The sequence below is a fragment of the Nostocoides japonicum T1-X7 genome, from assembly GCF_001046855.1.
Lineage (GTDB): Bacteria > Actinomycetota > Actinomycetes > Actinomycetales > Dermatophilaceae > Nostocoides > Nostocoides japonicum.
In genome coordinates, this window is record NZ_HF570958.1 from 1,962,698 (window position 1) to 1,987,184 (window position 24,487).

A 24,487-nucleotide genomic window follows, 5' to 3' on the forward strand; every position below is an offset into this window, starting at 1 on the left:
CCGCCGCCCCCCGCCGGAGGGGCGACGGCCACGCCCACGACGATCGTGGCCGCGGCGGTGAGGGCCGCCCCGGCGGAGCGGGCTCCAGATCCACGGCCGTCACGTGGATGTGGCTCGCCGCCGTCGCGGGACGCGCGGAGCCAGGGCAGTCGGCGGACACGGGTGCGTGGCATACGGAGGTCTCCTCGGGTGAGGTCGTCTCGGTGTCGGTGCGGCTCACGCTGCCCCTCGCAGCCGCACTCTCGGACCCTAGCGCCCTTCGGGCGATCGGGGCAGGTCGAGCACCCGATATTCAGGGACCCGACACCCGGCAGCCAACCGGCATGCGGTGGCGCCAGCTCGGGAGCAAGGGCTCTCCCGCCGCCCGGTGCACCCTCACCGCGGTGCGAGCCCTCCGCCGGCCCGGCCTTGCGCTCACCCTGGGCGCTGGCATAGGCAGGACCCGTGAGCACCGCCGCCGCGAGCAGCCCCCCGTCCCGAAGCACCGCCGTCGACGAGCTCGTCGCCCGGCTCGGGGACGGCGTCGTCGTCACCCGGCCCGAGACGATCGAGGCGTACCGCCGCGACTGGACGGCCGACGCGAGCGCCGGTATGCCGCTCGCCGTCGTCCGGGCGCGAACGGCCGCCGACGTCCAGGAGACGCTGCGCTGGGCGTCGGCGCACGGCATACCGGTCGTGCCTCGGGGCGCGGGGTCGGGCCTCTCGGGAGGCTCCCTCGCCGTCGACGGCGGCGTGACCCTCTCGCTGGACCGGATGAACGCCGTGGAGATCGACGTCGCGTGCCGGGTCGCCGTCGTCGAGCCGGGCGCGCTCAACGCCGAGGTGAAGCGGGCCGCGTCCGAGCACGGGCTGTGGTACCCACCCGACCCCAGCTCCTTCGAGATCTGCTCCATCGGCGGCAACGTCGCGACGAACGCCGGCGGGCTGTGCTGCGTGAAGTACGGCGTGACGACCGACTACGTCCTCGGGATGGACGTCGTCCTCGCCGACGGCACCCTCGTCACCCTCGGCGGCAAGCGACTCAAGGACGTCGCCGGCCTGTCGCTCCTCAAGCTCTTCGTCGGCAGCGAGGGGACGCTCGGGGTCGTGACGCGGGCCATCCTCCGGCTCGTCCCGGCCCAGCCGGAGCGCTCGACCCTCGTCGCGACCTTCGCCTCCGTGTCCGACGCGGCGCGCGCCGTCGTCGGCGTCTGTGCCGAGATCCGGCCGGCCCTCCTCGAGCTCATGGACACCGTGTCGGTCAACGCCGTCGAGGACTACCGCGCGATGGGCCTCGACCGGTCGGCGGGCGCCCTTCTGCTCGCCCAGTCCGACGCGCCGGGAGCGGCCGCCGCGCTGGAGATCGCGACGATGGAGGAGGTATGCCGGCAGGCCGGGACGACCGAGTGCTTCGTGACCGACGACGCCGACGAAGGCGAGGCCTTCCTCACCGCTCGGCGGGCCGCCTTCCCCGCCATCGAGCGTCGCGGGGCGATCCTCCTAGAGGACGTCGGCGTCCCCGTCCCCGTCCTGCCCGACCTGCTCGCCGGCATCGCGGAGATCGCCACCCGGCACGGTCTGGAGATCCCCGTCGTCGCCCACGCCGGCGACGGCAACACCCACCCGATCGTCGTCCACGACGCCGCGTCGCCCGCGTCCGTCGCCGCGGCGCACGAGGCGTTCGGCGAGGTCATGACGCTCGCCATCGGCCTCGGCGGCACCATCACCGGCGAGCACGGGGTGGGCCGGCTCAAGAAGGCCGCCCTCCCCGACCAGCTCGGTCCGGACGTCATGGCGCTGACCCGCCGGATCAAGGACGCCCTCGATCCCCAGGGCATCCTCAACCCCGGCGCCATCCTCTGAGCCACCCCGACGCCGTGGTGGTCCTGGAGGCCTTGCCTGGCGCTGCGCGGCGCGGTGGGATGGAGGCGACCGTGCCGACCCCCAGAGGAAGGACGACGATGTCCGCCGCCGCTCTCGACCCCGCCCTCTCGCATACCGTCGGAGAGGACACCCCGGCCCTCCTGGAGGAGACGATCCCCGACAACCTCGACGCGACGGTGGCCCGCTGGCCGGACCGCGAGGCCCTCGTCGACGTGAGCCGGGGAATCCGGTGGACGTACACGGAGTTCGCCGAGCAGGTCGACCGGCTCGCCCGGGCGCTCCTCGCCTCCGGCGTCGCCGTCGGGGACCGGGTCGGCATCTGGGCACCGAACGTCGCGGAGTGGACCGTCACCCAGTTCGCCACGGCGAAGATCGGGGCGATCCTCGTCACCATCAACCCGGCATACCGGACGCATGAGGTCGCCTACGTCCTGGAGCAGGCGGGGATCTCCCTCCTCCTCGGGGTCGAGTCGTTCAAGACGAGCGCGTATGCCGACATGGTCGAGGAGGTCCGCGGCGACTGCCCCGACCTGCGCGACGCCGTCTACTTCGGCACCCAGCGGTGGGAGGAGCTGCTCGCCTCCGCGGACCGCGTCTCGCCCGACCAGGTGCGGGAGATCCAGGCCGGCCTGTCGCCGACGGACGCGATCAACATCCAGTACACATCGGGCACCACCGGCTTCCCCAAGGGCGCCACCCTGTCGCATCGCAACATCCTGGGCAACGGCTACCTCGTCGGGGAGATCTGCAGGTACACCGAGGAGGACCGGGTCTGCATACCGGTGCCCTTCTACCACTGCTTCGGCATGGTCATGGGCAACCTCGCGTGCACGAGTCACGGAGCGACGATGGTCATCCCGGCACCCGGGTTCGACCCCGCCGCGACGCTGTCGGCGGTCCAGACGGAGCGCTGCACGAGCCTCTACGGCGTGCCGACGATGTTCATCGCCGAGTGGTCGCTGCCCGACCTCGAGGACTACGACCTGTCGACCGTCCGCACCGGCATCATGGCCGGATCACCTTGTCCCGCAAGCATGATGACCAAGCTCATCGACTCCGGCATCACCGAGATGACGATCTGCTACGGCATGACGGAGACCTCGCCGGTGTCGACGCAGACCCGCACCGACGACTCCTTCGAGCGCAAGGTGGGCACCGTCGGGCGGGTCTGCCCGCATCTGGAGATCAAGGTCGTCGACCCGGTCAGCGGCGAGACCCTGCCGCGCGGCGAGGCCGGGGAGTTCTGCACGAAGGGCTACTCGGTGATGCTCGGCTACTGGAACCAGCCCGACAAGACCGCCGAGGTCCTCCGCGACGGGTGGATGCACACCGGCGACCTCGCCGTCATGCACGAGGACGGGTACGTCGAGATCACTGGGCGCATCAAGGATCTCGTCATCCGCGGCGGCGAGAACATCTACCCCCGGGAGATCGAGGAGTTCCTCTACACCCACCCCGACATCCTCGACGCCCAGGTCGTCGGCGTGCCGGACCCGAGGTACGGGGAGGAGCTGTGCGCCTGGATCCGGATGCGGCCGGGCGCCGAGCCCCTCACCGCCGAGACGCTCCGGACGTATGCGACGGGCCGGCTCGCGCACTACAAGATCCCTCGGTACGTGCGGATCGTCGAGGAGTTCCCCATGACGGTGACCGGCAAGGTCCGCAAGGTCGAGATGCGCCGGACGTCGGTCGTCGAGCTCGGCCTCGAGGGCGCCACCGACTGACATCCCCCGCCACCTCCCCCCTGGCCATCTGCCACCCGATCGGGGCCTCTGCACCACGACCCCCTGGCCATCTGCCACCCAATCGGGGCCTCTGCACCATCCTGACCTCCCGGCCCGGCTGGGCGGCTGGCGCTCTGGCACCCAATCGGGGCTTCTGCACCACCCCACCTGGCCATCTGCCACCCAATCGGGGTCTGTGCACCATCCTGACCTCCCGGCCCGGCTGGGCGGCTGGCGCTCTGGCACCCAATCGGGGCCTCTGCACCACCCCACCTGGCCATCTCGCACCCGATCGGGGCCTCTGCACCACCCTCCGGTCGTTCCACTCCTTCGGAAGCGTTGCCCGGCAGGCGAATCCCGTGCATCCACCCCGGACGTATGCCACCGGTCACGAGGGTGGGCGAGGAACGGCTCGGGAGCCGAGCTGGGACGGAGCGGTCGGGAGGAAACAGGACGGACGGTAAGTTGGCGGCGACAGCGTGTCGGCACGATGGAGTTATTCGATGAAGGTCTTCCTGTTGGTTCTCGGCGTACTCATCGTCGCCTATCTCGTCGTGACGCAGCTGCGCGGCCGGTCGCAGACCAGCGCCGGTCGCCCCGTGCCCACGCCACCCCGACCCGCTCAGGCGCCGGACGCACCACCCGCGCCCATCGAGCCTCCCGAGCCGGTTCGGTCCTCGGGACCGCTCGACACGTCCACACCTTCCCCGGCACCCTCCGCTCCGGGAGTACCCACCCCACCGGAGGCCGCTACCCCTGCCGAGGCGACCGCGCCCATTGCGACACCCGAATCTTCCGAAGAGCCCGCCCGCACTGAGGCTCCCGAGGCACCGCAGGCCGAACCCCCCGCCAGCGCCGACACGTCCGAGCCTGCGGCGGCGCCGAGCACACCCGAGGCGTCCGGTGGCCACGAGACCGCCGCGGAAACGCCATCGCATACCTCACCGGCCCCCACCGACGACGAGCCGCAGCCTGACTCCAGACCCGCCGACGAACAAGCCCCCGGGACCGAGCCCACCGAACCCGCCGAGGGAGAGCCCGCCGGAGTCCAGCCCGCCGAGGAGGAGATCCGCGACGGCGGGTACGGCGTCGGCTCCGCGGCACCCCTCGCGAGCGGCGCGATCCCGCTCGGCCACCCGGTCAAGGCATGGAACGACACGAAGACGTACATGGCGCCCGGGCACCCGTGGTACGACAGCGCCGCACCGCATGTCTGGTTCACCGACCCGCAGGCCGCCGAGCGCGCCGGGTTCTCCCGCGCCGGCGACTGAGCGCGACCCCACCACCCGATAGACGGCTCACCCTGAACCGGCGACCGTCGAGGCGACGGGCGGGCGTTCCTCACGATCCGATCTCGGCGTCCGCTGGATGACGGACGACACACCGTTCCTGTCCGACGAGACTGGCACACTGGGACCCGCCCGTCACGGCGTCACCGCGAGAGAGACGAGACCTGTGCGCATCGGTGTTCCGAAGGAGTCCCTGGCCGGGGAGACCCGGGTCGCCGCGACCCCCAAGACCGTGGGGCAGCTCATCGGCCTGGGGTATGAGGTGACCGTCGAGTCCGGAGCGGGGCGCCGGGCGGCGTTCTCCGACGCGGCATACGAGGAGGCCGGCGCGACCGTCGCCGAGGACGTCTGGGGCGCCGACATCATCCTCAAGATCAACGCGCCCGACCCTGTCGAGATCGACCGGCTGCACAGGGGCCAGACGATCGCCTGCCTTCTCGCCCCGGCCCTCAACCCCGACCTCGTGGAGCGGCTCGCCCGAGCGGGCGTCACGGCGCTCGCCATGGACGCCGTCCCGCGGATCTCTCGCGCCCAGGCCCTCGACGTCCTCTCCTCGATGGCGAACATCGCCGGTTACCGCGCCGTCGTCGAGGCCGCCCACGAGTTCGGGTCGCTGTTCACCGGCCAGGTCACGGCGGCCGGCAAGGTGCCTCCGGCCAAGGTCCTCGTCGTCGGCGCCGGCGTCGCCGGCCTCGCCGCCATCGGCACCGCGAGCAGCCTCGGGGCCATCGTCCGCGCCTTCGACGCGCGGTCCGAGGTCGGTGAGCAGGTCGAGTCGATGGGCGCGGAGTTCCTGCGCATCGACATAGAGGACACCGGTCCGAGCGCCGACGGGTATGCGAGGGAGACCGGCGAGGACTTCGACCGCAAGGCCGCGCAGCTGTATGCCGAGCAGGCCGAGGACGTCGACATCATCATCACGACGGCCCTCATCCCCGGTCGGCCGGCGCCGCGCCTCATCACCGAGGAGATGGTCGCCTCGATGCGGCCGGGCTCGGTCATCGTGGACCTCGCCGCGGCCAACGGCGGCAACGTCGCGGGCTCCCGGGCGGGCGAGATCGTTACGACGGAGAACGGCATACGGATCATCGGGTATACGGATCTCGCGGGCCGGCTGCCTACCCAGGCGTCCCAGCTCTTCGGGACGAACCTCGTCAACCTCCTCAAGCTCCTCACGCCCGACAAGGACGGCCAGCTGCGGCTCGACCTCGACGACGTCGTCCAGCGCGGCATGACCGTCGCGCGGGACGGCGAAGTCCTGTGGCCGCCTCCACCCGTCCAGGTGTCGGCCGCTCCGGCAGCCGCCCCCGCGCCGGTCGTCGAGCCGAAGGTCGAGAAGCCGAAGGACCCGCGCCGCCGCTATGTCGCGATGGCGCTGGCCGCCGTCGTCTTCGCCCTCGTCGCGTCGGTGTCGCCGTCCGCCTTCCTCGGCCACTTCACGGTGTTCGCGCTCGCCGTCATCGTCGGCTACTACGTCATCTCCAACGTCGCCCACGCCCTGCATACCCCGCTCATGTCCGAGACGAATGCCATCTCCGGCATCATCGTCGTCGGCGCGCTCCTGCAGGTGGGCAGCGACAACTGGCTCGTGTCCGCGCTCGCGTTCATCGGCATCGTCGTCGCGAGCATCAACATCTTCGGCGGGTTCGCGGTGACCTACCGCATGCTCCAGATGTTCCGGAAGGGCTGAACCGGTGTCGACCACCCTCGTCCAGGCGTCCTACATCATCGCCGCCGTCCTCTTCGTCATGAGCCTCGCCGGGCTCTCCAAGCACGAGTCCGCCAAGGCCGGCAACGTCTTCGGCGTCGTCGGCATGGTCATCGCCCTCGTCGCGACGATCTCCATGGCCCTGCGGGACACCTCGATCGGCATCCTTCAGACGGCGCTGCTCATCCTCACCGCGATGGCCATCGGGGCCGCGATCGGCATCTGGCGCGCTCTGCGGGTCGAGATGACCGGTATGCCGGAGCTCGTCGCGATGCTGCACAGCTTCGTCGGTCTCGCGGCCGTCCTCGTCGGCATCAACTCCCATCTCGCGACCGGCGAGCTGCCGCCGTCGCTGGAGAACATCCACGAGGTCGAGGTCTTCCTCGGGATCTTCATCGGGGCGGTGACCTTCACCGGGTCGATCATCGCGTTCCTCAAGCTGAGCGCCCGGATCTCCTCCAAGCCGCTCGTCCTGCCGCACCGACATCTGCTCAACCTGCTCGTGCTCATCGTGTCGGCGGTGCTGCTCGTCGTCTACGTGCTGACCGGCAGCATCATCCCGCTGCTCGTCATGCTCGTCCTCGCCCTGGCATTCGGACTGCACCTCGTCGCCTCGATCGGCGGCGGCGACATGCCCGTCGTCATCTCGATGCTCAACAGCTACAGCGGATGGGCTGCGGCCGCGGCGGGTTTCATGCTGTCCAACGACCTGCTCATCATCACCGGCGCGCTCGTCGGGTCCTCGGGTGCGATCCTCTCCTACATCATGTGCAAGGCGATGAACCGCTCGTTCGTCTCGGTCATCGCGGGCGGGTTCGGGAGCGACGGGCAGGTGTCGGGCGAGCAGAAGGACTACGGCGAGCACCGGGAGACGAATGCCGAGGACGTCGCCGAGCTCCTGCGCGACGCCTCGTCGGTCGTCATCGCCCCCGGGTACGGCATGGCGGTCGCCCAGGCGCAGTACCCCGTCGCCGAGCTCGCCCGCCGGCTCCGCGAGCGCGGCACGGCGGTCCGGTTCGCGATCCACCCCGTCGCCGGCCGCCTGCCCGGCCACATGAACGTCCTGCTCGCCGAGGCCAAGGTCCCCTACGACATCGTCGAGGAGATGGACGAGATCAACGACGACTTCCCCGACACCGACGTCGTCCTCGTCATCGGAGCCAACGACACGGTCAACCCCTCGGCCGCCGAGGAGCCGTCCTCCCCCATCGCCGGTATGCCGGTTCTCGAGGTGTGGAAGGCCAAGGACGTCGTCGTCTTCAAGCGGTCGATGGCGACGGGGTATGCCGGTGTCCAGAACCCGCTCTTCTTCCGGGAGAACAGCCAGATGCTCTTCGGCGACGCCAAGGAGCGCGTGGAGGACATCGTCACCGCCCTCTGACGAGTGGTGCACAAGCCCCGATCGGGTGCCAGACCGCCAGCTCCGACGGTCGGTCAGCGGGTGGCGAGTGGGTGAGGTCGTGGCGTCGTGGTGCACAGGCCCCGATCGGGTGCCAGACCGCCAGCCGGCACCGATCGGTCAGCGAGTCAGCGGCTGGGGACCTGTTCGGCAGCTGCGCTCCGCCCGGACTCGCCCTTGGCGAGGCGGCTGTTGCGGTAGCCGTAGCCGAAGTAGATGGCGAACCCGACCGCCATCCAGACGAGGAAGCGGATCCACGTCTCGATCGACAGGTTGAGCATGAGGTAGATCGAGGCAACCGCGGCGAGGATCGGCACGACGGGCGACCACGGCACCGTGAACGCCCGCTTGAGGTCGGGCCGCTTCTTGCGCAGGACCGGGACGGAGATGGAGACGAGGGTGAACGCGGCGAGCGTGCCGATGTTCACCATCTCCTCGAGGTCGACGTGGTTGCCGAGCCACGAGCCGATGAAGGCGACGACGATCCCGACGCCGATGGTGATCCGGATCGGCGTTCCCGTCGCGGGATTCGTGCGCGCCATCCCGGGCGGCATGAGCCAGTCGCGGCTCATGGCGAACAGCACGCGGGTCCCCCCGATGATGAGGGTCATGACGACCGTCGTGAGACCGGCGACAGCGCCGCAGGAGATGATCGTCGCGAACCCGCTCTTGCCGACGTCCCTGAACGCGGTCGCGAGCGCGGCGTTCGGGTCGATCTTGCTGAAGGGCACCATGCCGGTGATGACGAGCGCGACGAGGACGTAGAGGATCGTGCAGATGACGAGGGAGGCGATGATGCCGATCGGCAGGTCACGCTGGGGGTTCTTCGCCTCCTCGGCCGTCGTCGCGACGACGTCGAACCCGATGTAGGCGAAGAAGACGATGCCGGCCCCGGCGAAGATCCCGCCGATGCCGTAGGTGCTCGGCGTCCAGCCGAGGATCGCCTGGATGAGCGGCTGGGTGATGCCCTGACCCGGTGGGGTCGCCGTGGACGGCGGGATGAACGGGCTCCAGTTCGCCGTGTTGATGAAGGTGATCCCCGCGATGATGACGAACACGACGATGAACAGCTTGATCCCCACGAGGATCATGTTGACCCGCAGCGACTCCTTGATCCCCCACGCAACGAGGGCGGTGAGGATGGCGATGAGGAGGAACGCGAGGAGGTTGAACTGCCCGCCCGGGTTGTCGCTGCCCTTCGGGGCCAGCGCGTCGGGCAGGTGGATGCCCATGTCGTTGAGGAGCAGGTTGGCATACGAGGACCAGCCCTGGGAGACGACGCCGGCGCCGAGGGCGAGCTCGAGGAGGAGGTCCCACCCGATGATCCACGCGACGATCTCGCCGAGGCTGGCATACGAGAAGGTGTATGCCGACCCGCTCACCGGGACCGTCGAGGCGAACTCCGCGTAGCACAGGGCCGCGAGGCAACAGACGATCGCGGCGACGACGAAGGAGATGGCGATGGCGGGTCCCGCATACGCCTGGGCCGCCACACCGGTGAAGGTGAAGATTCCGGCGCCGATGATGACACCGATGCCGAAGACGGTGAGGTCGAGCCAGCCGAGGCTCTTCTTCAGCGCGTACTCCGGCTCGTCGGTCTCGGCGATCGACTCTTCGATGCCCTTGGTCCGCATGACGCTCATGTGCAGCCCTCCACAACGACGACGACCCGCTTGACGTCACACTAGACCCTGGCGTCCCTTCCTTCACGTGTAGCGCGGGCGGCGTTCCTCGATCGGGATGGGGCCGGTGTCCTCGTCACGAGGGCTCCGGGCCCGGCGGTCGGGCGACCGGTAGATCGTCGTGCCGTCGTCCTCGTCGGTGACCCGCTGCCAGCGGGGTCGGTAGCCGGCGGGTGGGATGTCGGTCGGGTCGGCATCGGGATCGTATGCGGACGCGCCGCGCGGGCGGCCCGTCCGGGGTTCGTCGTCGGCCCAGTCACCGGGGGGCGTCGGCGGATCCAGCTCGTGCCCGGAGAGCTGGTATGCCGGGGACGTCCCCCGCAGGAACGGCCCGTCGTCGTCGCTCGAGGCACCGTAGTCCTCGATCGGCGAGTGCGGCTCGGAACCGGGGGTGCGGTTCTGGCCGGGCCGGCGGGTTCGCGGCCGGTCACTCCCCCGGCCACCGGATGCTCCGCCGTCGGACCCTCCGCCGCCACGACCGGACGGGCCGCCGCTGGGTCCGCTCGGATCGCCGGAACCGCCAGGGCCTCCCCGGCCGTCGTCGGGGCCGTCCCCGGGCTCGCCGGGGCCGAGGCGGCGAACCTTCTTCGTCTTCTGGCGACGGTGGCCGATGATGCCGACACCCTCGAGGGAGCGCTCGCGGGCCTTCTCGCCGAAGAGCGCGCCGTTGAGGATGGCGAAGACGGTGTCGGGCTCGGGCAGGAAGGTGATCGTGTTGAGCGCCTGCTCCTGCCCGGCGCTCTCGATGACGATCGTGCCGTAGCGGAAGATCCGGCCCGGGACGGTGCGGTGGTAGGTGAGGTCGGTGACCTTCGACAGCCGCATCATGGGGACGCTGCGGGTCACGATGCCCTCGTAGAGGAGGATGCGCTTCGTCGTGATGACGAAGACGTTGCGGCGGCGCTCCGCCTCGCACCAGGCGACCCAGAGCCACAGGCCCATCGCGACGAACCACAGGAAGCTCGCGACGTGGCCCGACGTCGGGATCTCCAGCGTGTACCACGTCGCGAGGACCGTCGGCACGAGTGCGCGGACCATGGGCTTGAGGAGGATGAAGATGTGGCGCCGGGTCCGGACCAGCTCCTCCTCACCCTCGGCATACTGCTCGTCGAGGGTCCGCTCCGTGGCGATGAGGGTGCGGCGGGGGGTGGCCATGGCGGTCGAGGCGGAGGCTCTCGGGCTCGCCGCTCAGTGGCCGAGGAGCGAGTCGAAGAAGGTGAAGATGTTCTCGATGCCGTTCTTGAGGATGTTGACGATGTTGCTGCCGATGTTCGCAGCCTCGGTCGGCGAGGTGAGGATGGCGTAGAGCACGAAGATCACCACCAACCACATGAAGATCTTCCTGATGGGTGGCATCGTCACGCAGATCCTCTCCTCGCGCTCGGCCCAGCATGCACCCTGCACGCACAGGTCACGCCACAGTGTGTCTCCTGTGACGGGTGTGGCGACCGAGGCGCGCCGAACGTTCCTCCGGTCGCGCACCTGGCGGTCTGCCACCCAATCGGGGCCTCTGCACCAGACCCGACCGACCCGCCCCTCCTCACGCTCCCCCGACCTGGCGGTCTGCCACCCAATCGGGGCCTGTGCACCACACCCAGCCGACCCGCCCCTCCTCACGCTCGCCCGACCTGGCGGTCTGCCACCCAATCGGGGCCTGTGCACCACCCCCAGGCCATGGCGCATCGCCCGGCGAACACCCGCATACCGGCCCGAGGAACGACCCCTCAGACGACGCCGTACAGACGGTCGCCGGCGTCGCCGAGCCCGGGAACGATGTACCCGTGCTCGTTGAGCCGCTCGTCGACGGCACCGGTCACGAGCGTCACGGGCGGTGAGATCGTCCGGGTCGCCTGCTCCACGGCTGCGATGCCCTCGGGCGCCGAGAGGAGGGTGACGCACGTGATGTCGCGGGCGCCCCGCTCGGCGAGGTACTCGATCGCCATCGCGAGCGTCCCGCCCGTCGCGAGCATCGGGTCGACGACGTAGACCTGCCGGCCGGACAGGTCGTCGGGGAGGCGGTTGGCATACGTGACCGCCTCGAGGGTCTCCTCGTTGCGCATCATCCCGAGGAAGCCCACCTCGGCGCTCGGCAGGAGCCGGACCATGCCCTCGAGCATCCCGAGCCCGGCGCGCAGGATGGGGACGACGAGCGGCTTGGGGTTGGCCAGCTTGATGCCCACGGTCGGCGCGACGGGGGTGTTGATCGAGAACGGCTCGGTCCGCACGTCCCGCGTCGCCTCGTACGCGAGCAGGGTGACGAGCTCCTCCGCGAGCCGGCGGAACGTCGGGCTGTCGGTCCGCTCGTCGCGCAGGTACGTCAGCTTGTGCGTGATGAGCGGGTGGTCCGCGACGATGACGCGCATGGGCGAAACTTACCGTGTGCCGCCCACCTCACCGCCTCCTCAGGAGGGCTCCTTCGGGCCGGCGCGGTCCGGTGTCACCGTCCCGTCCCCCTCCCCCGCGCCGGGCACGGCGGAGTCGTATGCCGAGTGGCTGGGTCTCGCGCTCGCCGTGGCCCGCCGCACGGCCGAGTCCGGCGACGTGCCCGTCGGCGCGATCGTTGTCGACTCTCTTGGCGTCGTCGTCGGCCGGGGCCGGAATGCGAGGGAGGCGGCGACATCCGGGTTCGACCCGACGGCACACGCGGAGGTCGTCGCGCTGCGGGCCGCCGCCCGGTCGCTCGGGAGGTGGCGGCTCGACGGGTGCACCCTCGCCGTGACCCTGGAACCGTGCCCCATGTGCGCGGGAGCGTTGATGCTGGCGCGGGTGTCGCGGGTCGTGTTCGGTGCGTGGGACCCCAAGCTCGGCGCGTGCGGCTCGGTCTGGGACATCCCCCGCGACCGCCGGGCGACCCACAGAGCGGAGGTGGTCGGCGGTATCCGAGAGGCCGAGTGCGCCGCCCTCCTCCTCGACTTCTTCGCCGGCCAGCGCGGGAGGGGCGATGCCCCCGGCGCTGCCGGACCGGCGGCCGACGACGACGCGAATCAGGGCACGATCCGCGACGCGGACGGAGAAATCCCCTCGTGACGGAGAACTTGCTCCGTCCGCGCGCAACTTCTCCGTCCGCCCGTCCCGGCCGGCATCGGATTTCGCAGGGTGGCCGGGCGACAGGTAGCCTGCTCCGCGGTGGCGTGTCCGAGCGGCCTAAGGAGCACGCCTCGAAAGCGTGTGAGGGTTCACGCCCTCCGTGGGTTCAAATCCCACCGCCACCGCTCTGACCAGCGGAAACGCCGGCCCAAGCCTTGTGTCTGGGCCGGCGTTATCGTTGCGTGGCCCAAGATTGCGGCCTCGTCGGTAGGCCAGCTGCCCAGGACGACCGTTGTTCGTCGAGGCGTTTCCCCGTTCGTCGACGTTCGCGTCGCTGCGCTCGTGGGTGACTGACACGCCCTGAAGGCGGTTGACGCAGCTCGCTGGTGTGCGCCGCTGTCCAGTCGTGGTCGGTGGTCGGTGCAGGCGCCTCCGTCAGTTCAGCAATTCCCGCCTTCTGCCGACGCCCCCGGCCAGCTCCTTCAGTGTGGGCAGAGCCGCTGCCCCCTCGTGAGGGGTCGCGACTCCGCCACCCACGACGCACGGACCCGCATACCGACGTCGGCCATCTCCACGGCTGTCATGCCGATGTGAGCCAAATGTGAGCGCCCCCTCACAGTGTGTGGTCACGCCGTCGGGGAGAGGCCCCGACACCCGCGCTGAAGGACTCACTCCCCATGGACGCTCTCCAGTTCACCTGGTCCTTATCGGGATCGCCACCCTCTTGCTCTTCGTCTGGAAACAGCTGCGGGACAGATCGCGCAGCCTCGGCCGGTCGACGCGCCTGCTCGAGACCGAGCTGCGCTCGACGGCACCCGCATTCGAAGCGTCTCCGGTGGAGCGCACCCGTCATCTTCACGACCTGGAACGGACACCACTCATGACCATCAGCCCCAGCCCTCAGCCGCCGTCGACCGGTGCCGCCTTCCGCCGACGCCTCACGTCCAGTCTCCCCCGTGGCCGCTCGGCCGCGGTCGTCACGGTTGTCGCGGCGCTGGCCATGGGTGGTTCCGTCGCAAGCGCATCGGCGGCGACCGTTCCGGCCTCGCACGCCGCCGCCAACGGATCTGCGGCGACCGTCGCACCATCGAACGGCGTCGTGATCACCGCACCCTCGCCCACACGCGTCATCACCGGCAACTCCGTCCCGGTGACCGTACGCACCGGTGCCGACGTCACCGGGATCAATGCGTTCATCGGGACGAAGAACATCTCCAGCAGGTTCCGTCGTCATGGCCGTCGCTGGACTGCCAGCCTCCCCGCCCACCTGGTCGGCAACGGCACACATCGACTGCTCGTGCAGGCACTGACCAGACACGGCAGCGGTGGCTCCGCCGCGGAGACATTCACGGTCGGCCACACCATGCGTGGGCTGCTGAAGAGCGTGCACACCCGGAACCTCGATGGGGGCACCGTCACGGTGACCGCCCGCACGACGGCGGCCACCACGGCGACCCTCGTGGTCAACGGCACGGCGGTGGGGGATGTCAACGACCCCGGTTTCAGCACGGCCCACAGCTGGCAGCTGACCAAGCTGTCCGGTCTCCGCTCGGGCCTCAACCATGTCACGCTGTCCGTCCAGGAACGCCATGGCGGCGTCGCCACCAAGAGCTGGACCTTCAAGCACACGATCGGCTCGGGCAGGCTCGGGGCCGATGACGCTCCGGCGATAGGCGCACAGGGACTGTATGTCGGAACCGACCTGGAGTCGGTGGACGGCGGCACCACCCACAACACCATGTATGCCGCCGGCACGGCATACACCTCGAGGCTCACGACGGGATCGGCCATCATCGTGCAGCTCAACGCCGCGACGCTCGCGCCCGTCGCGTCCAGCGTGGACGGCACCGAGGTCGCGCCGAAGGACGGCACCGTCACCATCGCGGTGTGGAAGGACCACAACGTCTCGTTCGCCGGACAACCCAACGGCTCCCGCATCTGGATCGGCACCCGCGAGGTCGGCGAGAACGAGAGCATGGCGGACTGCCCCGGCGACGGCAACTGCAACACCAACCTGCACGGATGGCTGGAACCGGCGGCCGGAGTGAACCCCGCGACCTGGACCGACAGCGACATGCTCGACGTCCAGACGCGGCAACACGGTGACACTGCCACCACGAACACGATGACAGTCGGCGACAGGTCCTACCCCGTCTCTCTGTCGAGTGGCGCGACCGGCGGGTTCGAGCTGCTGACGCTCAACAATGTCGGCGAGCCGACCGGGCCTGCTGCCGCCTACTCACTGGTCGGTGATACGACCGCGGACGCCACCACCGAGAGCCGGCTCGCGACCGCCCTGTCCGACGCGGTCAGCGACGGCCACGTCACCGTCGTGCTCCAGGGCTTCGGAAAGCTGCCAGGCATCGATCCCACGGGGCCGCTCACGAAGGCGATCGCATCACTCGGCGGAAACGCCGACGTGGTCAGCCGCATTGGCAACTCGGTGCTCCCCGACAACACCTACGCGCTGGTCAGCGCCCGCTACACGGGCCAGAGCTGCGCCTCGTCGACGTCGAGCGGCGGCTCGAGCTCGCCCAGCGACCCGATCTGCGGCAATGTCAGGTGGCTCGCTCAGGAGTCCAGCTCGGAACGCGGCGCAACCGGTGTGCTGCAGTCACTGCTGGTCCGCGACCAGACCCAGAACGACGATGTGCCGATGACGACCACCTCGGCCTCCACGGCCCAGGTCAACGGCAGCGACGAGCTGACGCAGCTCATCTACCAGGCGCCGTCATCCTGGAACGACTGGGTGCCGGACGGCAGCGGCGGACTGCGGGCCCCGACAGGTGCCGAGCAGGCGGCATTCGACGACATCGAGAGCGAGCTGGTGAACGCCCCGGGTAGCTTGATCCCCGCCGACCCCTCCACGTTCCTGTGCCCGAACGCCCCCGATCCGCTGCGTGGCGCGCTGTGCAACGCGGACTCGATCGTCCTGTCGTCGGAAGGGACGAACGTCGGGGATCTGTCATTCGACGCGAGCCAGGGAGCCGCGGGTGGATACACGGCAACGGATTTCAGCACCGTCCAGAAGGCGATCAAGGTCGAGTTCGCGGACGCCGCGATCATCCGCTCCGAGATCGGTGACTACCAGAAGCTGTTCGGCGACGCCACGGACAGCGCGATCGTGCAAGCAGGCACGATCAGTGACAACATCCTCAAGAACCTGCCCAAGTCCTCTGCCAATGCGGACGCCAACGCAATGAACGTGCTCAACGAGCTGACCAACATCGTCAGCGCGGTGGGCTTCGTCGCTCCCGAGCTGAGGTTCTTCTCCGGCATGCTCAAGCTGATGGGCATGTTCCAGCCCAACAGCGGACCCGGAACGCAGGTCAACAGCATCGAGCAGGTCACGCAGGACACGGCAGCGGCCACCCTGGCCTCGGAGCTCAACGACGCCTCGAAGGAGTTCGGCGTCTACGGTGACTTCCTCGCGTCGGACCCGGTCAAGCTGATGCAGGGAGCGCACCTGCTCGGTGCCGAGTACGCGCTCTCCGGGAACACCGAGAAGATCGTCGAGACGGCCACCGAGTACGGCGTCAACCAGTACCTGTGGGGCACGCTCATGGCCCCCGTGTACACCAAGTGGACCGGTCCCGCCTCGCTCCACAACCCGCTCTCCTGCGTCAACACGGAATGGCCCGGGGGCAACAGCGATCCATTCAGCAACAGCGACCACAACGCGTACTGGGCAGGGGCAGGAGCCCAGTCCTGGATCGGCCTGATCACGGACCCGGACACCTTCGGGTCCCACACGCTCTTCGGGCTGCCGGCCGCGACAGCCGACCAGTTGGCGGGGCCGATCAACCTCCAGACCTCGCCGAACGCGACGACAAATGTCGGCGCCGTCGAGCCGTACTTCGAGAACACCTACCTGACCACGTCGAACATCCCGCTGCTCAAGAAGGGGAGCGGCCAGCTCAACTGGTGCGAGTAGCAGCCTCACACGTGAGCGCTTGTGGGACCGGTCGTGATAGCCGGTCCCCACAGGCGCTCACGGTCCCTCACCCCCATGAGAGGCCCACGGCGTAGCGGCATCAGGTGTGGGCGATCCGTCGCACTCGGACTACGGCGTACGACATCCCACGGGGGCGCCGGCACGCCGCAGGTAGGCTCGCGGCGACATTGCATGCACCCTTCACTGGACGAGTAGTCCCGTCGAGTACTGACACCGAGAGTCCTCATCCGCCGAGGAGTCCCCGCATCACGCCGTCGACGACCGTGGGAAAGAGGTCATCCGGGTCTGCCGACCCGGTCGGCACGACGGAGGCGAGGTGCGGGTACCGCTCGGCCGTCACGACCTGCCCGAGGTATGCCGCCTGCCTCCTCGCCCGGTCCGACGCAGGTCTCCCGGAGCTGGATCGGGCGAACGAGCCGATGAGCGAGTTCCAGACCGCGAAGGCAACGAGCTTCTGGCTGCCGCTCGCGGGGTGGTCGTGGAGGATGCCGAGGAAGGCCTCCGTGAGCGCCAAGGCATTCGGCCCCATCGTCGGGGTGTCCACGACGTCGTGGAGCCATGGGTGGTGCCGGTGGATGGCCACGCCCTGCATCGCGAGCTCCGTGAGATCGGCGACCCAGTCCCCACTCGCGGGCCGCAGGTCGTAGGCACCGGCCGCGTCGTCCACCATGAGATCGATGAGCTCGTCACGACTCTCCACGTGGCGGTAGAGCGAGGCCGGCGCCGTCCCCAGCTCGGTGGCGACGCTGGCCATCGTCATCGCGTCGAGCCCGTCCCGATCGGCGACGCGGATCGCCGCGGCGGTCACGGCCGAGCGGGTATGACGCGGAGGACGGCCTCGTCCGGAGCCGGACGGTCGCAGCCAGATCACCTCGTCAGGCACCGCGCCGTCGACCCCTCCCGAGTTTCCGCACGCAAGACGGCCTGGCCGGCGTGCATGCACGGGCCGGCGCAACGACTCGCCGGCCGTTCTCCCGCAACCGCATTCATCGCATACCCAAGGATCGCAGCCAGGAGCGCAGGGGCAAGGTGCCGTCCTCGGTGGCCAGCGCGTCGCGCAGGCCCTGCGCCCCCTCCCGGAGTCGCTCCGAGGTCGTCGCCGTGCGGATCAGGTCCGCGAGGACGTCGGCCGTCACCTTCTTCAGCGGCACGGGCGCAGTGGCCGCCGAGAGCGACGCCAGGCGTCGCGCCCAGAACGGTTGGTCGGTATGCATCGGCAACGGCACCGAGGGCACGCCGGCGCGCAAGGCCGCGGAGGACACCCCCGCACCCGCATGATGGACGACGGCCGAGCACTGCGGGAACAGCCATTCGTGCGGGACGTCGCCCGCGTGGACCGCGTGTCCGGCATCGAGCCGAGACGGAACGCCGACCAGATCGGAGCCCTGGAGGACGGCGCGGACCCTCGCGGTCCGCAGGCCTTCGGTGATCGCGTCCGCGACGCGGGGACCACCCGGCATACTCCCGAGCGTGACGACGATGGGGGCCGGACCGCTCCCCAGGAACCCACGGAGCTCCTCCGGCGCACTCCAGTCGTCCCGCGCCGGAGGCCACCAGAACCCGTCGAGCGTCAGCTCGGCGGGCCACTCGGACGGTCGCGGCAGCACGACGGCGCTGATGCCGTGGTGCACGGGCATTCCCTCCCTCCGGCGGCGCGCCTGAGCCACCCGGCGGCTCTCGGGCGGCAGGCCCAGCTCGGATCGCACGCGTGCGCAGGCCGGGTCGTACGGCGTCTTGACGCGCTGCGCGAGGCGCCCGGCCAGGCGATTGCCGATGCGGCCGAGGTCTCGCGCGCTGGCGACCATCGGCGGGTAGGCGCCGCTCGGGTACGACGGCTGCAGCAGAGCCTCTGCAGAGGGAACCCCGAGTCCTTCGGCGATGTCATGACCGTACGGCGAGATGGTGTTGGCGATCACCGCCTCGGCGCCGTCGGCGGCAGCGAGGGCCGCAGAGGCGGCTGCCTCCATGTAGCTGCGGAGGGCTGCGAGGTGCGCCCTCACTCCGGCGCCCTCGCCGTTGCCGTCGAGGTCCGGGGTGAGACGGGCGTCGATGGGCGCATGCGTACACCCGGCTTCCGTGACGAGCTCCCCGTATTCGGCACCCGCCACGACGATCACCTCGTGCCCGTCAGCCACGAAGGAGGCGCCGAGCCCCGCGGCCGGAGCCACGTCGCCCCGTGACCCAGGCGCCAGCATGAGGACCTTCATCCGACCTCCCCTTTTGCGAATGCCATTCGCAAAAGATATCAGTGAACCCGGGCATGCCCATAGGCCGGCCCGTCCCGACGACGGGCGGTCGACGCCTTGTGGGGAAACTGGCCAGAGTCCCGACTCATGCCAGCTTCCCCACAAGCGTCCGTGACCCGGCCACGCCACACGCCGTCGCCGACAGCCTGCCCTCGGGTGAGCCCGTCCGCGGAGCGCGCCGGGCTGGCGCCTGCATCGAGAGGCGAGCTCCACTCCTTCTGGGGAAGCTGGCCAGAGCCCCGACTCGTGCCAGCTTCCCCACAAGCGCACGGGTCCCTGACGGCCCCTTGACGGCGCTCAGGCTCCTGGGTGGCCCGCCTCGGCCTGGGCCGTGATGTCGTCGAACCGGGCGGCCATCCGGCGCGACAGCGCCTCGGCGGCCCGGAGGGGTCGGACCATGACCATGAAGTCGACGATCCGGCCGTCGTCGTCGTAGCGGAGGACGTCGCAACCGGTCAGCGAGAGGCCGTCGACGCTCGCCTCGAAGACGAGCACCTCGTCGCGCCCGCCGGCGTCACGGATCTCGCGCACGTAGTGGAAGTCTTCGAACACCTCGCTGACGGCGCGCAGGATGGCGGCGGTGATCGCCTTGCCGGGATAGGGCCGGTATGCCACGGGGCTGCGGAACACGACGTCGTCGGCCAGCAGAGCCTCCATCGCGTCCAGGTCATGCGCCTCGATGGCGTCACGGAAGCTCGTCACGGGTCACTCCATCGTCGGTGGGTCGTTGGGCGGTTCTCGTGACAGGCCGCCGGCCCCGCCCACGGTGAGGAGCGCTCACCGACGGTGAGGAGCAGCCGACGAGACATCAGCCGACCTTACAGCCGAGGTCACGAGCGCTGCGCAGCCGAGGCCAGGGCGCTGCGCACCGCGATCCTGCCGTCGTCCCGTCGGCGGGGCCCGTTCTCACAGTGGGCATCGATCCGCTGTGAGGGAGAAATTACGGGTGCGTTACCGCGCGACCGCTGCCGTGAAACAGCGGCAACGAAGTCTCCTCGACATGCCAGCCGGGACACCGGCATACCGGCCGTCCGACCAGGAGACCCTCATGTCAGCGCCCGCTCACGACCCTCGCCTGGACAGTGCCGTCCCGCCCACTCCGACCTCACCGACAGCAACGGATCCGACCCCGCCGACGACGAAGCCGGCCCGAGGAGAGCACCGCTCCGGCCGATGGATCGAGCACTGGGACCCGGAGGACCCGACGTTCTGGCACGGCGGCGGCCGGGCCATCGCGCGCCGCAACCTGGTCATCTCCGTGCTCGCCGAGTTCCTCGGCTTCTGCGTCTGGGCCCTCTGGAGCGTCGTCGTGCCGCTCCTGGCCGCTCACGGCTTCGCCCTCACCCTCGACGAGCAGTTCTGGCTCATCGCCGTGCCGAGCCTCGTCGGCGCGACCCTGCGGATCCCATACACGTTCGCGGTCCCCCGCTTCGGCGGCCGCAACTGGACCGTCGTCTCGGCCCTCCTGCTCCTCGTCCCCTGCACCGCCCTGTCGGTCGTCGTCCAGCACCCCGACACCTCCTTCGGCGTGCTCCTCCTCTGCGCCGCCCTCGCCGGCCTCGGCGGCGGCAACTTCGCCTCCTCGATGACCAACATCTCCTTCTTCTACCCGGAGGCGGAGAAGGGCAGGGCGCTCGGCCTCAACGCCGCCGGCGGGAACCTCGGCACCGGAATCGTCCAGCTCGTCGTCCCGGCGGTCGTCACGATCGGCGCGGGCGTGCACCTCGAGCGGGCGGGTCTCATGTTCGTCCCGCTCGCCGTCCTCGCCGCCGTCCTCGCCTGGCGGGGGATGGACAACCTCGCGGGCATCCGCGCCGACTACGGCGCCTACGCGGCGGCCGCTCGCGCCCCGCATACCTGGATCATCTCCGTCCTCTACCTCGGCACCTTCGGCTCCTTCATCGGGTATGCGGGCGTGTTCCCGACGCTGCTGCGCACTCAGTTTCCCGGTCATCCGGGCTGGTTCGCCTTCCTCGGCGCGCTTCTCGGTGCTCTTGCGCGGCCCCTCGGCGGCATCGTCGCCGACCGGGTCGGCGGCTCGCGCGTCACCATCGCCTCGTTCGTCGCTCTCGCCGTCGGTGCGGTCCTCGCGATCCGGGGTCTCCACGACCACAGCTTCGCGGCGTTCTTCGTCGCCTTCCTCGTGCTCTTCCTCGCCGCCGGCACCGGCAACGGTGCGACGTACCGGATGATCCCGGCCGTCTTCCGTGCCGGCGCGTCCGACGACCCACGACGCCTCGCCACGGCTCGCAAGACCGCGGCCGGCTGCATCGGCATCGCCGGAGCCGTCGGCGCCTACGGCGGATTCCTCGTGCCTCGCGGATTCGCCTTCTCCCAAACGCATTCCGGATCGCTTGTCCCCGCGCTGTGGGTCTTCCTCGCGGTCTATCTCGCGATGGCGACCGTGACGTATGCCGGGTATGCCGCGCCGCGCCGGTCGCTCGCCGACGAGAGCGTCTGAGCGCCCGTGCCGACAGCGACCCACTGCCCGTACTGCGCGCTCCAGTGCGCGCAGGCGGTGACGCCCACCCCGGCCGGTGGCGCCACCGTCGCGGGGCGCGACTTCCCGACGAGCCGAGGCGGCATGTGCCAGAAGGGCTGGACGAGCGCAGCGGTCCTGTCCACCCCCGACCGGCTCGTCCGGCCACTCGTCCGCGACGCCGCCGGCGATCTGACCGAGGCAACGTGGAGAGACGCGCTCGACCTCATCGCCGACCGGCTGTGCGCCCTCCGCCGCGAGCATGGTGCCGACGCCGTCGCCGTCTTCGGCGGAGGCGGTTTGACGAACGAGAAGGCCTACCAGCTGGGCAAGTTCGCCCGGGTCGCTCTCGGCACGAGGACCATCGACTACAACGGCCGCTTCTGCATGAGCAGCGCCGCCGCGGCTGCGAACCGGTCCCTCGGTCTCGACCGCGGCCTGCCCTTCCCCCTCACCGACCTCGGCAGCGCCGACACCGTCCTCCTGCTCGGCAGCAACCTCGCCGAGACCATGCCGCCGGCGGTCACCCACCTCGCCGAGGTCCGCGAGCGCGGCGGGCTGCTCGTCGTCGACCCGCGAGTCTCGGCGACCGCCACGCTCACCGACGGCGGTCGGGGCATCCACGTACGGCCCGTCCCCGGAACCGATCTCGCCGTCCTCCTCGGCCTGCTCCACGTCGTCGTCGCGGAGGGTCTCGTCGACACCGCCTACGTCGCCGACCGGACCGAGGGTTTCGGAGAGGTATGCCGTGCCGTCGCCTCGTGGTGGCCCGAGCGGGTCGAGCAGGTGGCGGGCGTCCCCGCATACCAGCTGCGCGAGGTGGCCCGCCGGCTCGCCGCCGCCTCACCGCATCTCGGCGGGAGGGGCGCATACATCCTCACCGGACGCGGTGTCGAGCAGTCGAGCCAGGGTACGGCGACGGTGACCGCCGCCATCGATCTCGCGCTCGCGCTCGGTCTGCCGGGCCGGGTCGGCAGCGGGTACGGCGCGGTGACGGGTCAAGGCAACGGCCAGGGCGGCCGCGAGCACGGTCAGAAGTGCGACCAGCTGCCGGGATATCGGTCCATCTCCGACCCGGCGGCCCGCGAGCACGTCGCCCGTGTCTGGGGCGTCCCGCCGGAGAGCCTGCCCGGGCCGGGACCCACGGCGGTCGAGCTCCTGCACGCCCTCGGGACGCCGGGCGGACCGCGGGCGCTCCTCGTCCACGGGTCGAACCTCGTCGTGAGCGCCCCCAACGCGCACCGCGTCGTCGACCGGCTGCGCAGCCTCGATCTCCTCGTCGTCTGCGACGTCGTTCCCTCCGAGACCGCGCTGCTCGCGGACGTCGTCCTTCCCGTCACCCAGTGGGCCGAGGAGGAGGGGACGATGACCTCCCTCGAGGGTCGGATCCTGAGACGTCGCAAGGCGATCGAGCCACCGCCCGGGGTTCGGTCCGAGCTGTGGATCTGGTCGCAGCTGGCGTCGCGCCTGCACTCCGCCGGCACATGGGACGTCGACCCGGCCGACGTCTTCGACGAGCTCGCCCGCGCGAGCGCGGGCGGGGCGGCCGACTACAGCGGGCTGAGCCATGCCCGCCTCGACGCGGAGCTGGACGGCCTCTACTGGCCCTGCCCGGCGACGCCGACGGGCGCCCTCGACCATCCCGGCACCCCGCGCGTCTTCCTCGATCGGTTCCCCACGCCGAGCGGCCGGGCGCGTTTCGTCGCCGTCGACCACCATGGTCCGCAGGACGTGCTCGGGCCGGACACTCCGGTCCACCTCGTGACCGGTCGTGTCCTGCAGCACTACCAGTCCGGTGCCCAGACCCGCCGCGTCGCCGAGCTCGCGACGGCCCAGCCGAGCCCCTTCGTCGAGCTGCATCCGTTGTTGGCGCTGCGGATCGGGGCCGTCGACGGTGACCTCGTCGCCGTCACGTCACGGCGCGGCCGAGCGGTCGCCCGCGCCGTCGTGACCGACGGGGTCCGGCCCGACACGGTGTTCCTGCCGTTCCACTGGAGCGGGCCAGGCAGCGCGAATGCCGTGACGAGCGACGCGACCGACCCGGTCTCCGGGATGCCGGAGTTCAAGGTCTGCGCCGTCGACGTGCGGCTTGCCTCGACCGCGGCTCCCGGCTCGGCGGTCGACGGTTCCAGGGGTGTCACCGTGCCGGCCGGCGGGTCGCCCCCGCCGGGCGAGGACGGCATGCGATGACGCGCCTCGTCGTCGTCGGCCACGGCATGGTGGGATCCCGGTTCGTCGAGGACCTCCTCGCCGCGGACCGCGCCGAGCGCTATCGCGTCACCGTCCTCGGCGCCGAGGACTGTGCCCCCTACAACCGCGTCCTCCTCAGCGACGTCATCGCCGGCACGACGGCGATGCACGCCCTCACCCTGCCCGTCGCGCGGCATGAGCGGGTCACGGTGCGGCAAGGCGTCGCCGCGACGGCGATCGACCGCGAGGACCGGGCCGTCGTCGCCGCCGACGGCACACGGCACCGCTACGACCAGCTCGTCCTCGCGACCGGTGCGGCCGCCCGGATCCCCGGCCTCGACGGCATCCGCGTCGGAAACGAGCTGCTGCGCGGAGTCCACGCGCTGCGCACCGTCGACGACGCGCGCGGCATCCTCGGCATGGCGCTCGATGCCGGGGAGGCCGTCGTCCTCGGCGCCGGAGTCCTGGGCCTGGAGACCGCCGTCGGTCTCGCCCGCCGCGGGCTGCGCGTCACCGTCGTCCATCCCGCCCGTGGGCTCATGGAGCGTCAGCTCGACGAGACGGCCGGGAGCGTCCTCGCGCGGGCCATGGGCCTGCTCGGAGTCGACCACCGGGTCGGCCAGTCCGCCGTCGGCGCGGTCGCGCACGACGGTGCGCTCACCGGGGTCCGGCTCGCGAGCGGCGAGGTGCTGCCCGCGAGCCTCCTCGTCCTCACGGTGGGGACGGTGCCGAACACCGCCCTTGCCGTGGCGGCCGGACTCCCCACCGATCGCGGCGTCCTCGTCACCGCCACCCTCGCGAGCCCCGCGGACCATCGCGTCTTCGCGATCGGCGACTGCTCCCAGCCGCCCCGGGGCTCGGCCGGGCTCGTCGCCGAGGGCTGGGAGCAGTCACGCCGGCTCGCCGCCCGCCTCGGCGACGCGGC

The 24,487-nt window shown here is 70.7% G+C and carries 17 protein-coding genes and 1 tRNA gene; 11 read left to right on the forward strand and 7 right to left on the reverse strand.

Annotated features, from left to right (window positions below):
* Positions 1-444: 444 nt before the first annotated feature.
* The 5 genes from BN12_RS08835 to pntB all read left to right on the forward strand — a co-directional run bounded on the left by BN12_RS08835 (position 445) and on the right by pntB (position 7,965).
* On the forward strand, positions 445-1,842 hold the full coding sequence (locus BN12_RS08835; RefSeq protein ID WP_048551784.1) for an FAD-binding oxidoreductase: 1,398 nt from the start codon (positions 445-447) through the stop codon (positions 1,840-1,842).
* 98 nt (positions 1,843-1,940) lie between these two features.
* The gene (locus BN12_RS08840; protein ID WP_048551785.1) at positions 1,941-3,587 is read left to right on the forward strand and encodes an AMP-binding protein; all 1,647 of its coding nucleotides are present in this window, start codon (positions 1,941-1,943) and stop codon (positions 3,585-3,587) included.
* A gap of 503 nt (positions 3,588-4,090) precedes the next feature.
* On the forward strand, positions 4,091-4,858 hold the full coding sequence (locus tag BN12_RS08845) for a sunset domain-containing protein (RefSeq protein WP_048551788.1): 768 nt from the start codon (positions 4,091-4,093) through the stop codon (positions 4,856-4,858).
* Between the two features lie 184 nt (positions 4,859-5,042).
* A complete protein-coding gene (locus BN12_RS08850) occupies positions 5,043-6,566 on the forward strand; it encodes a Re/Si-specific NAD(P)(+) transhydrogenase subunit alpha (protein WP_048551790.1) in 1,524 nt (507 codons plus the stop codon).
* A 58-nt stretch (positions 6,567-6,624) separates the two neighbouring features.
* Entirely contained in the window at positions 6,625-7,965 is a 1,341-nt protein-coding gene (gene pntB / locus BN12_RS08855) for a Re/Si-specific NAD(P)(+) transhydrogenase subunit beta (protein ID WP_407667819.1), read from the forward strand.
* 146 nt (positions 7,966-8,111) lie between these two features.
* On the opposite strand, the gene BN12_RS08860 is transcribed toward pntB, so the two are convergent.
* The 4 genes from BN12_RS08860 to upp all read right to left on the reverse strand — a co-directional run bounded on the left by BN12_RS08860 (position 8,112) and on the right by upp (position 12,028).
* Positions 8,112-9,626, reverse strand: a complete 1,515-nt coding sequence (locus BN12_RS08860; RefSeq protein WP_048551795.1) for an APC family permease — start codon at positions 9,624-9,626, stop codon at positions 8,112-8,114.
* Positions 9,627-9,689: 63 nt separating this feature from the next.
* Entirely contained in the window at positions 9,690-10,820 is a 1,131-nt protein-coding gene (locus BN12_RS08865) for a PH domain-containing protein (protein ID WP_048551798.1), read from the reverse strand.
* A 33-nt stretch (positions 10,821-10,853) separates the two neighbouring features.
* Entirely contained in the window at positions 10,854-11,021 is a 168-nt protein-coding gene (locus BN12_RS25770) for a hypothetical protein (RefSeq protein ID WP_200901179.1), read from the reverse strand.
* Between the two features lie 368 nt (positions 11,022-11,389).
* The gene (gene upp, locus BN12_RS08875) at positions 11,390-12,028 is read right to left on the reverse strand and encodes a uracil phosphoribosyltransferase (RefSeq protein ID WP_048551802.1); all 639 of its coding nucleotides are present in this window, start codon (positions 12,026-12,028) and stop codon (positions 11,390-11,392) included.
* A 130-nt stretch (positions 12,029-12,158) separates the two neighbouring features.
* Between upp and BN12_RS08880 the strand changes: the two genes are divergently transcribed.
* The 3 genes from BN12_RS08880 to BN12_RS08890 all read left to right on the forward strand — a co-directional run bounded on the left by BN12_RS08880 (position 12,159) and on the right by BN12_RS08890 (position 16,626).
* Positions 12,159-12,692: a nucleoside deaminase gene (locus BN12_RS08880; protein ID WP_235432548.1), complete on the forward strand. Its 534-nt coding sequence runs from the start codon at positions 12,159-12,161 to the stop codon at positions 12,690-12,692.
* A 98-nt stretch (positions 12,693-12,790) separates the two neighbouring features.
* Positions 12,791-12,877, forward strand: a tRNA-Ser gene (locus tag BN12_RS08885).
* Positions 12,878-13,791: 914 nt separating this feature from the next.
* Positions 13,792-16,626: a hypothetical protein gene (locus BN12_RS08890; RefSeq protein ID WP_235432348.1), complete on the forward strand. Its 2,835-nt coding sequence runs from the start codon at positions 13,792-13,794 to the stop codon at positions 16,624-16,626.
* Between the two features lie 244 nt (positions 16,627-16,870).
* Here BN12_RS08890 and BN12_RS08895 read toward each other — a convergent pair whose 3' ends face one another.
* From BN12_RS08895 to BN12_RS08905, 3 genes are all read right to left on the reverse strand, one after another.
* Entirely contained in the window at positions 16,871-17,455 is a 585-nt protein-coding gene (locus BN12_RS08895) for a TetR/AcrR family transcriptional regulator (protein WP_048551806.1), read from the reverse strand.
* Positions 17,456-17,633: 178 nt separating this feature from the next.
* Positions 17,634-18,854 carry a glycosyltransferase gene (locus BN12_RS08900; RefSeq protein WP_048551808.1) on the reverse strand — a complete coding sequence of 407 codons (1,221 nt, stop codon included), beginning with the start codon at positions 18,852-18,854 and terminating at the stop codon, positions 17,634-17,636.
* Positions 18,855-19,190: 336 nt separating this feature from the next.
* A complete protein-coding gene (locus BN12_RS08905) occupies positions 19,191-19,595 on the reverse strand; it encodes a nuclear transport factor 2 family protein (protein ID WP_083454520.1) in 405 nt (134 codons plus the stop codon).
* A 346-nt stretch (positions 19,596-19,941) separates the two neighbouring features.
* Between BN12_RS08905 and BN12_RS08910 the strand changes: the two genes are divergently transcribed.
* The 3 genes from BN12_RS08910 to BN12_RS08920 all read left to right on the forward strand — a co-directional run.
* Positions 19,942-21,354: an MFS transporter gene (locus BN12_RS08910; RefSeq protein WP_048556170.1), complete on the forward strand. Its 1,413-nt coding sequence runs from the start codon at positions 19,942-19,944 to the stop codon at positions 21,352-21,354.
* Between the two features lie 123 nt (positions 21,355-21,477).
* Positions 21,478-23,562 carry a molybdopterin oxidoreductase family protein gene (locus BN12_RS08915; RefSeq protein WP_235432549.1) on the forward strand — a complete coding sequence of 695 codons (2,085 nt, stop codon included), beginning with the start codon at positions 21,478-21,480 and terminating at the stop codon, positions 23,560-23,562.
* A partial coding sequence (locus BN12_RS08920; protein ID WP_162233073.1) for an NAD(P)/FAD-dependent oxidoreductase occupies positions 23,559-24,487 on the forward strand: 929 nt, incomplete at its 3' end. The genes BN12_RS08915 and BN12_RS08920, both read left to right, overlap by 4 nt.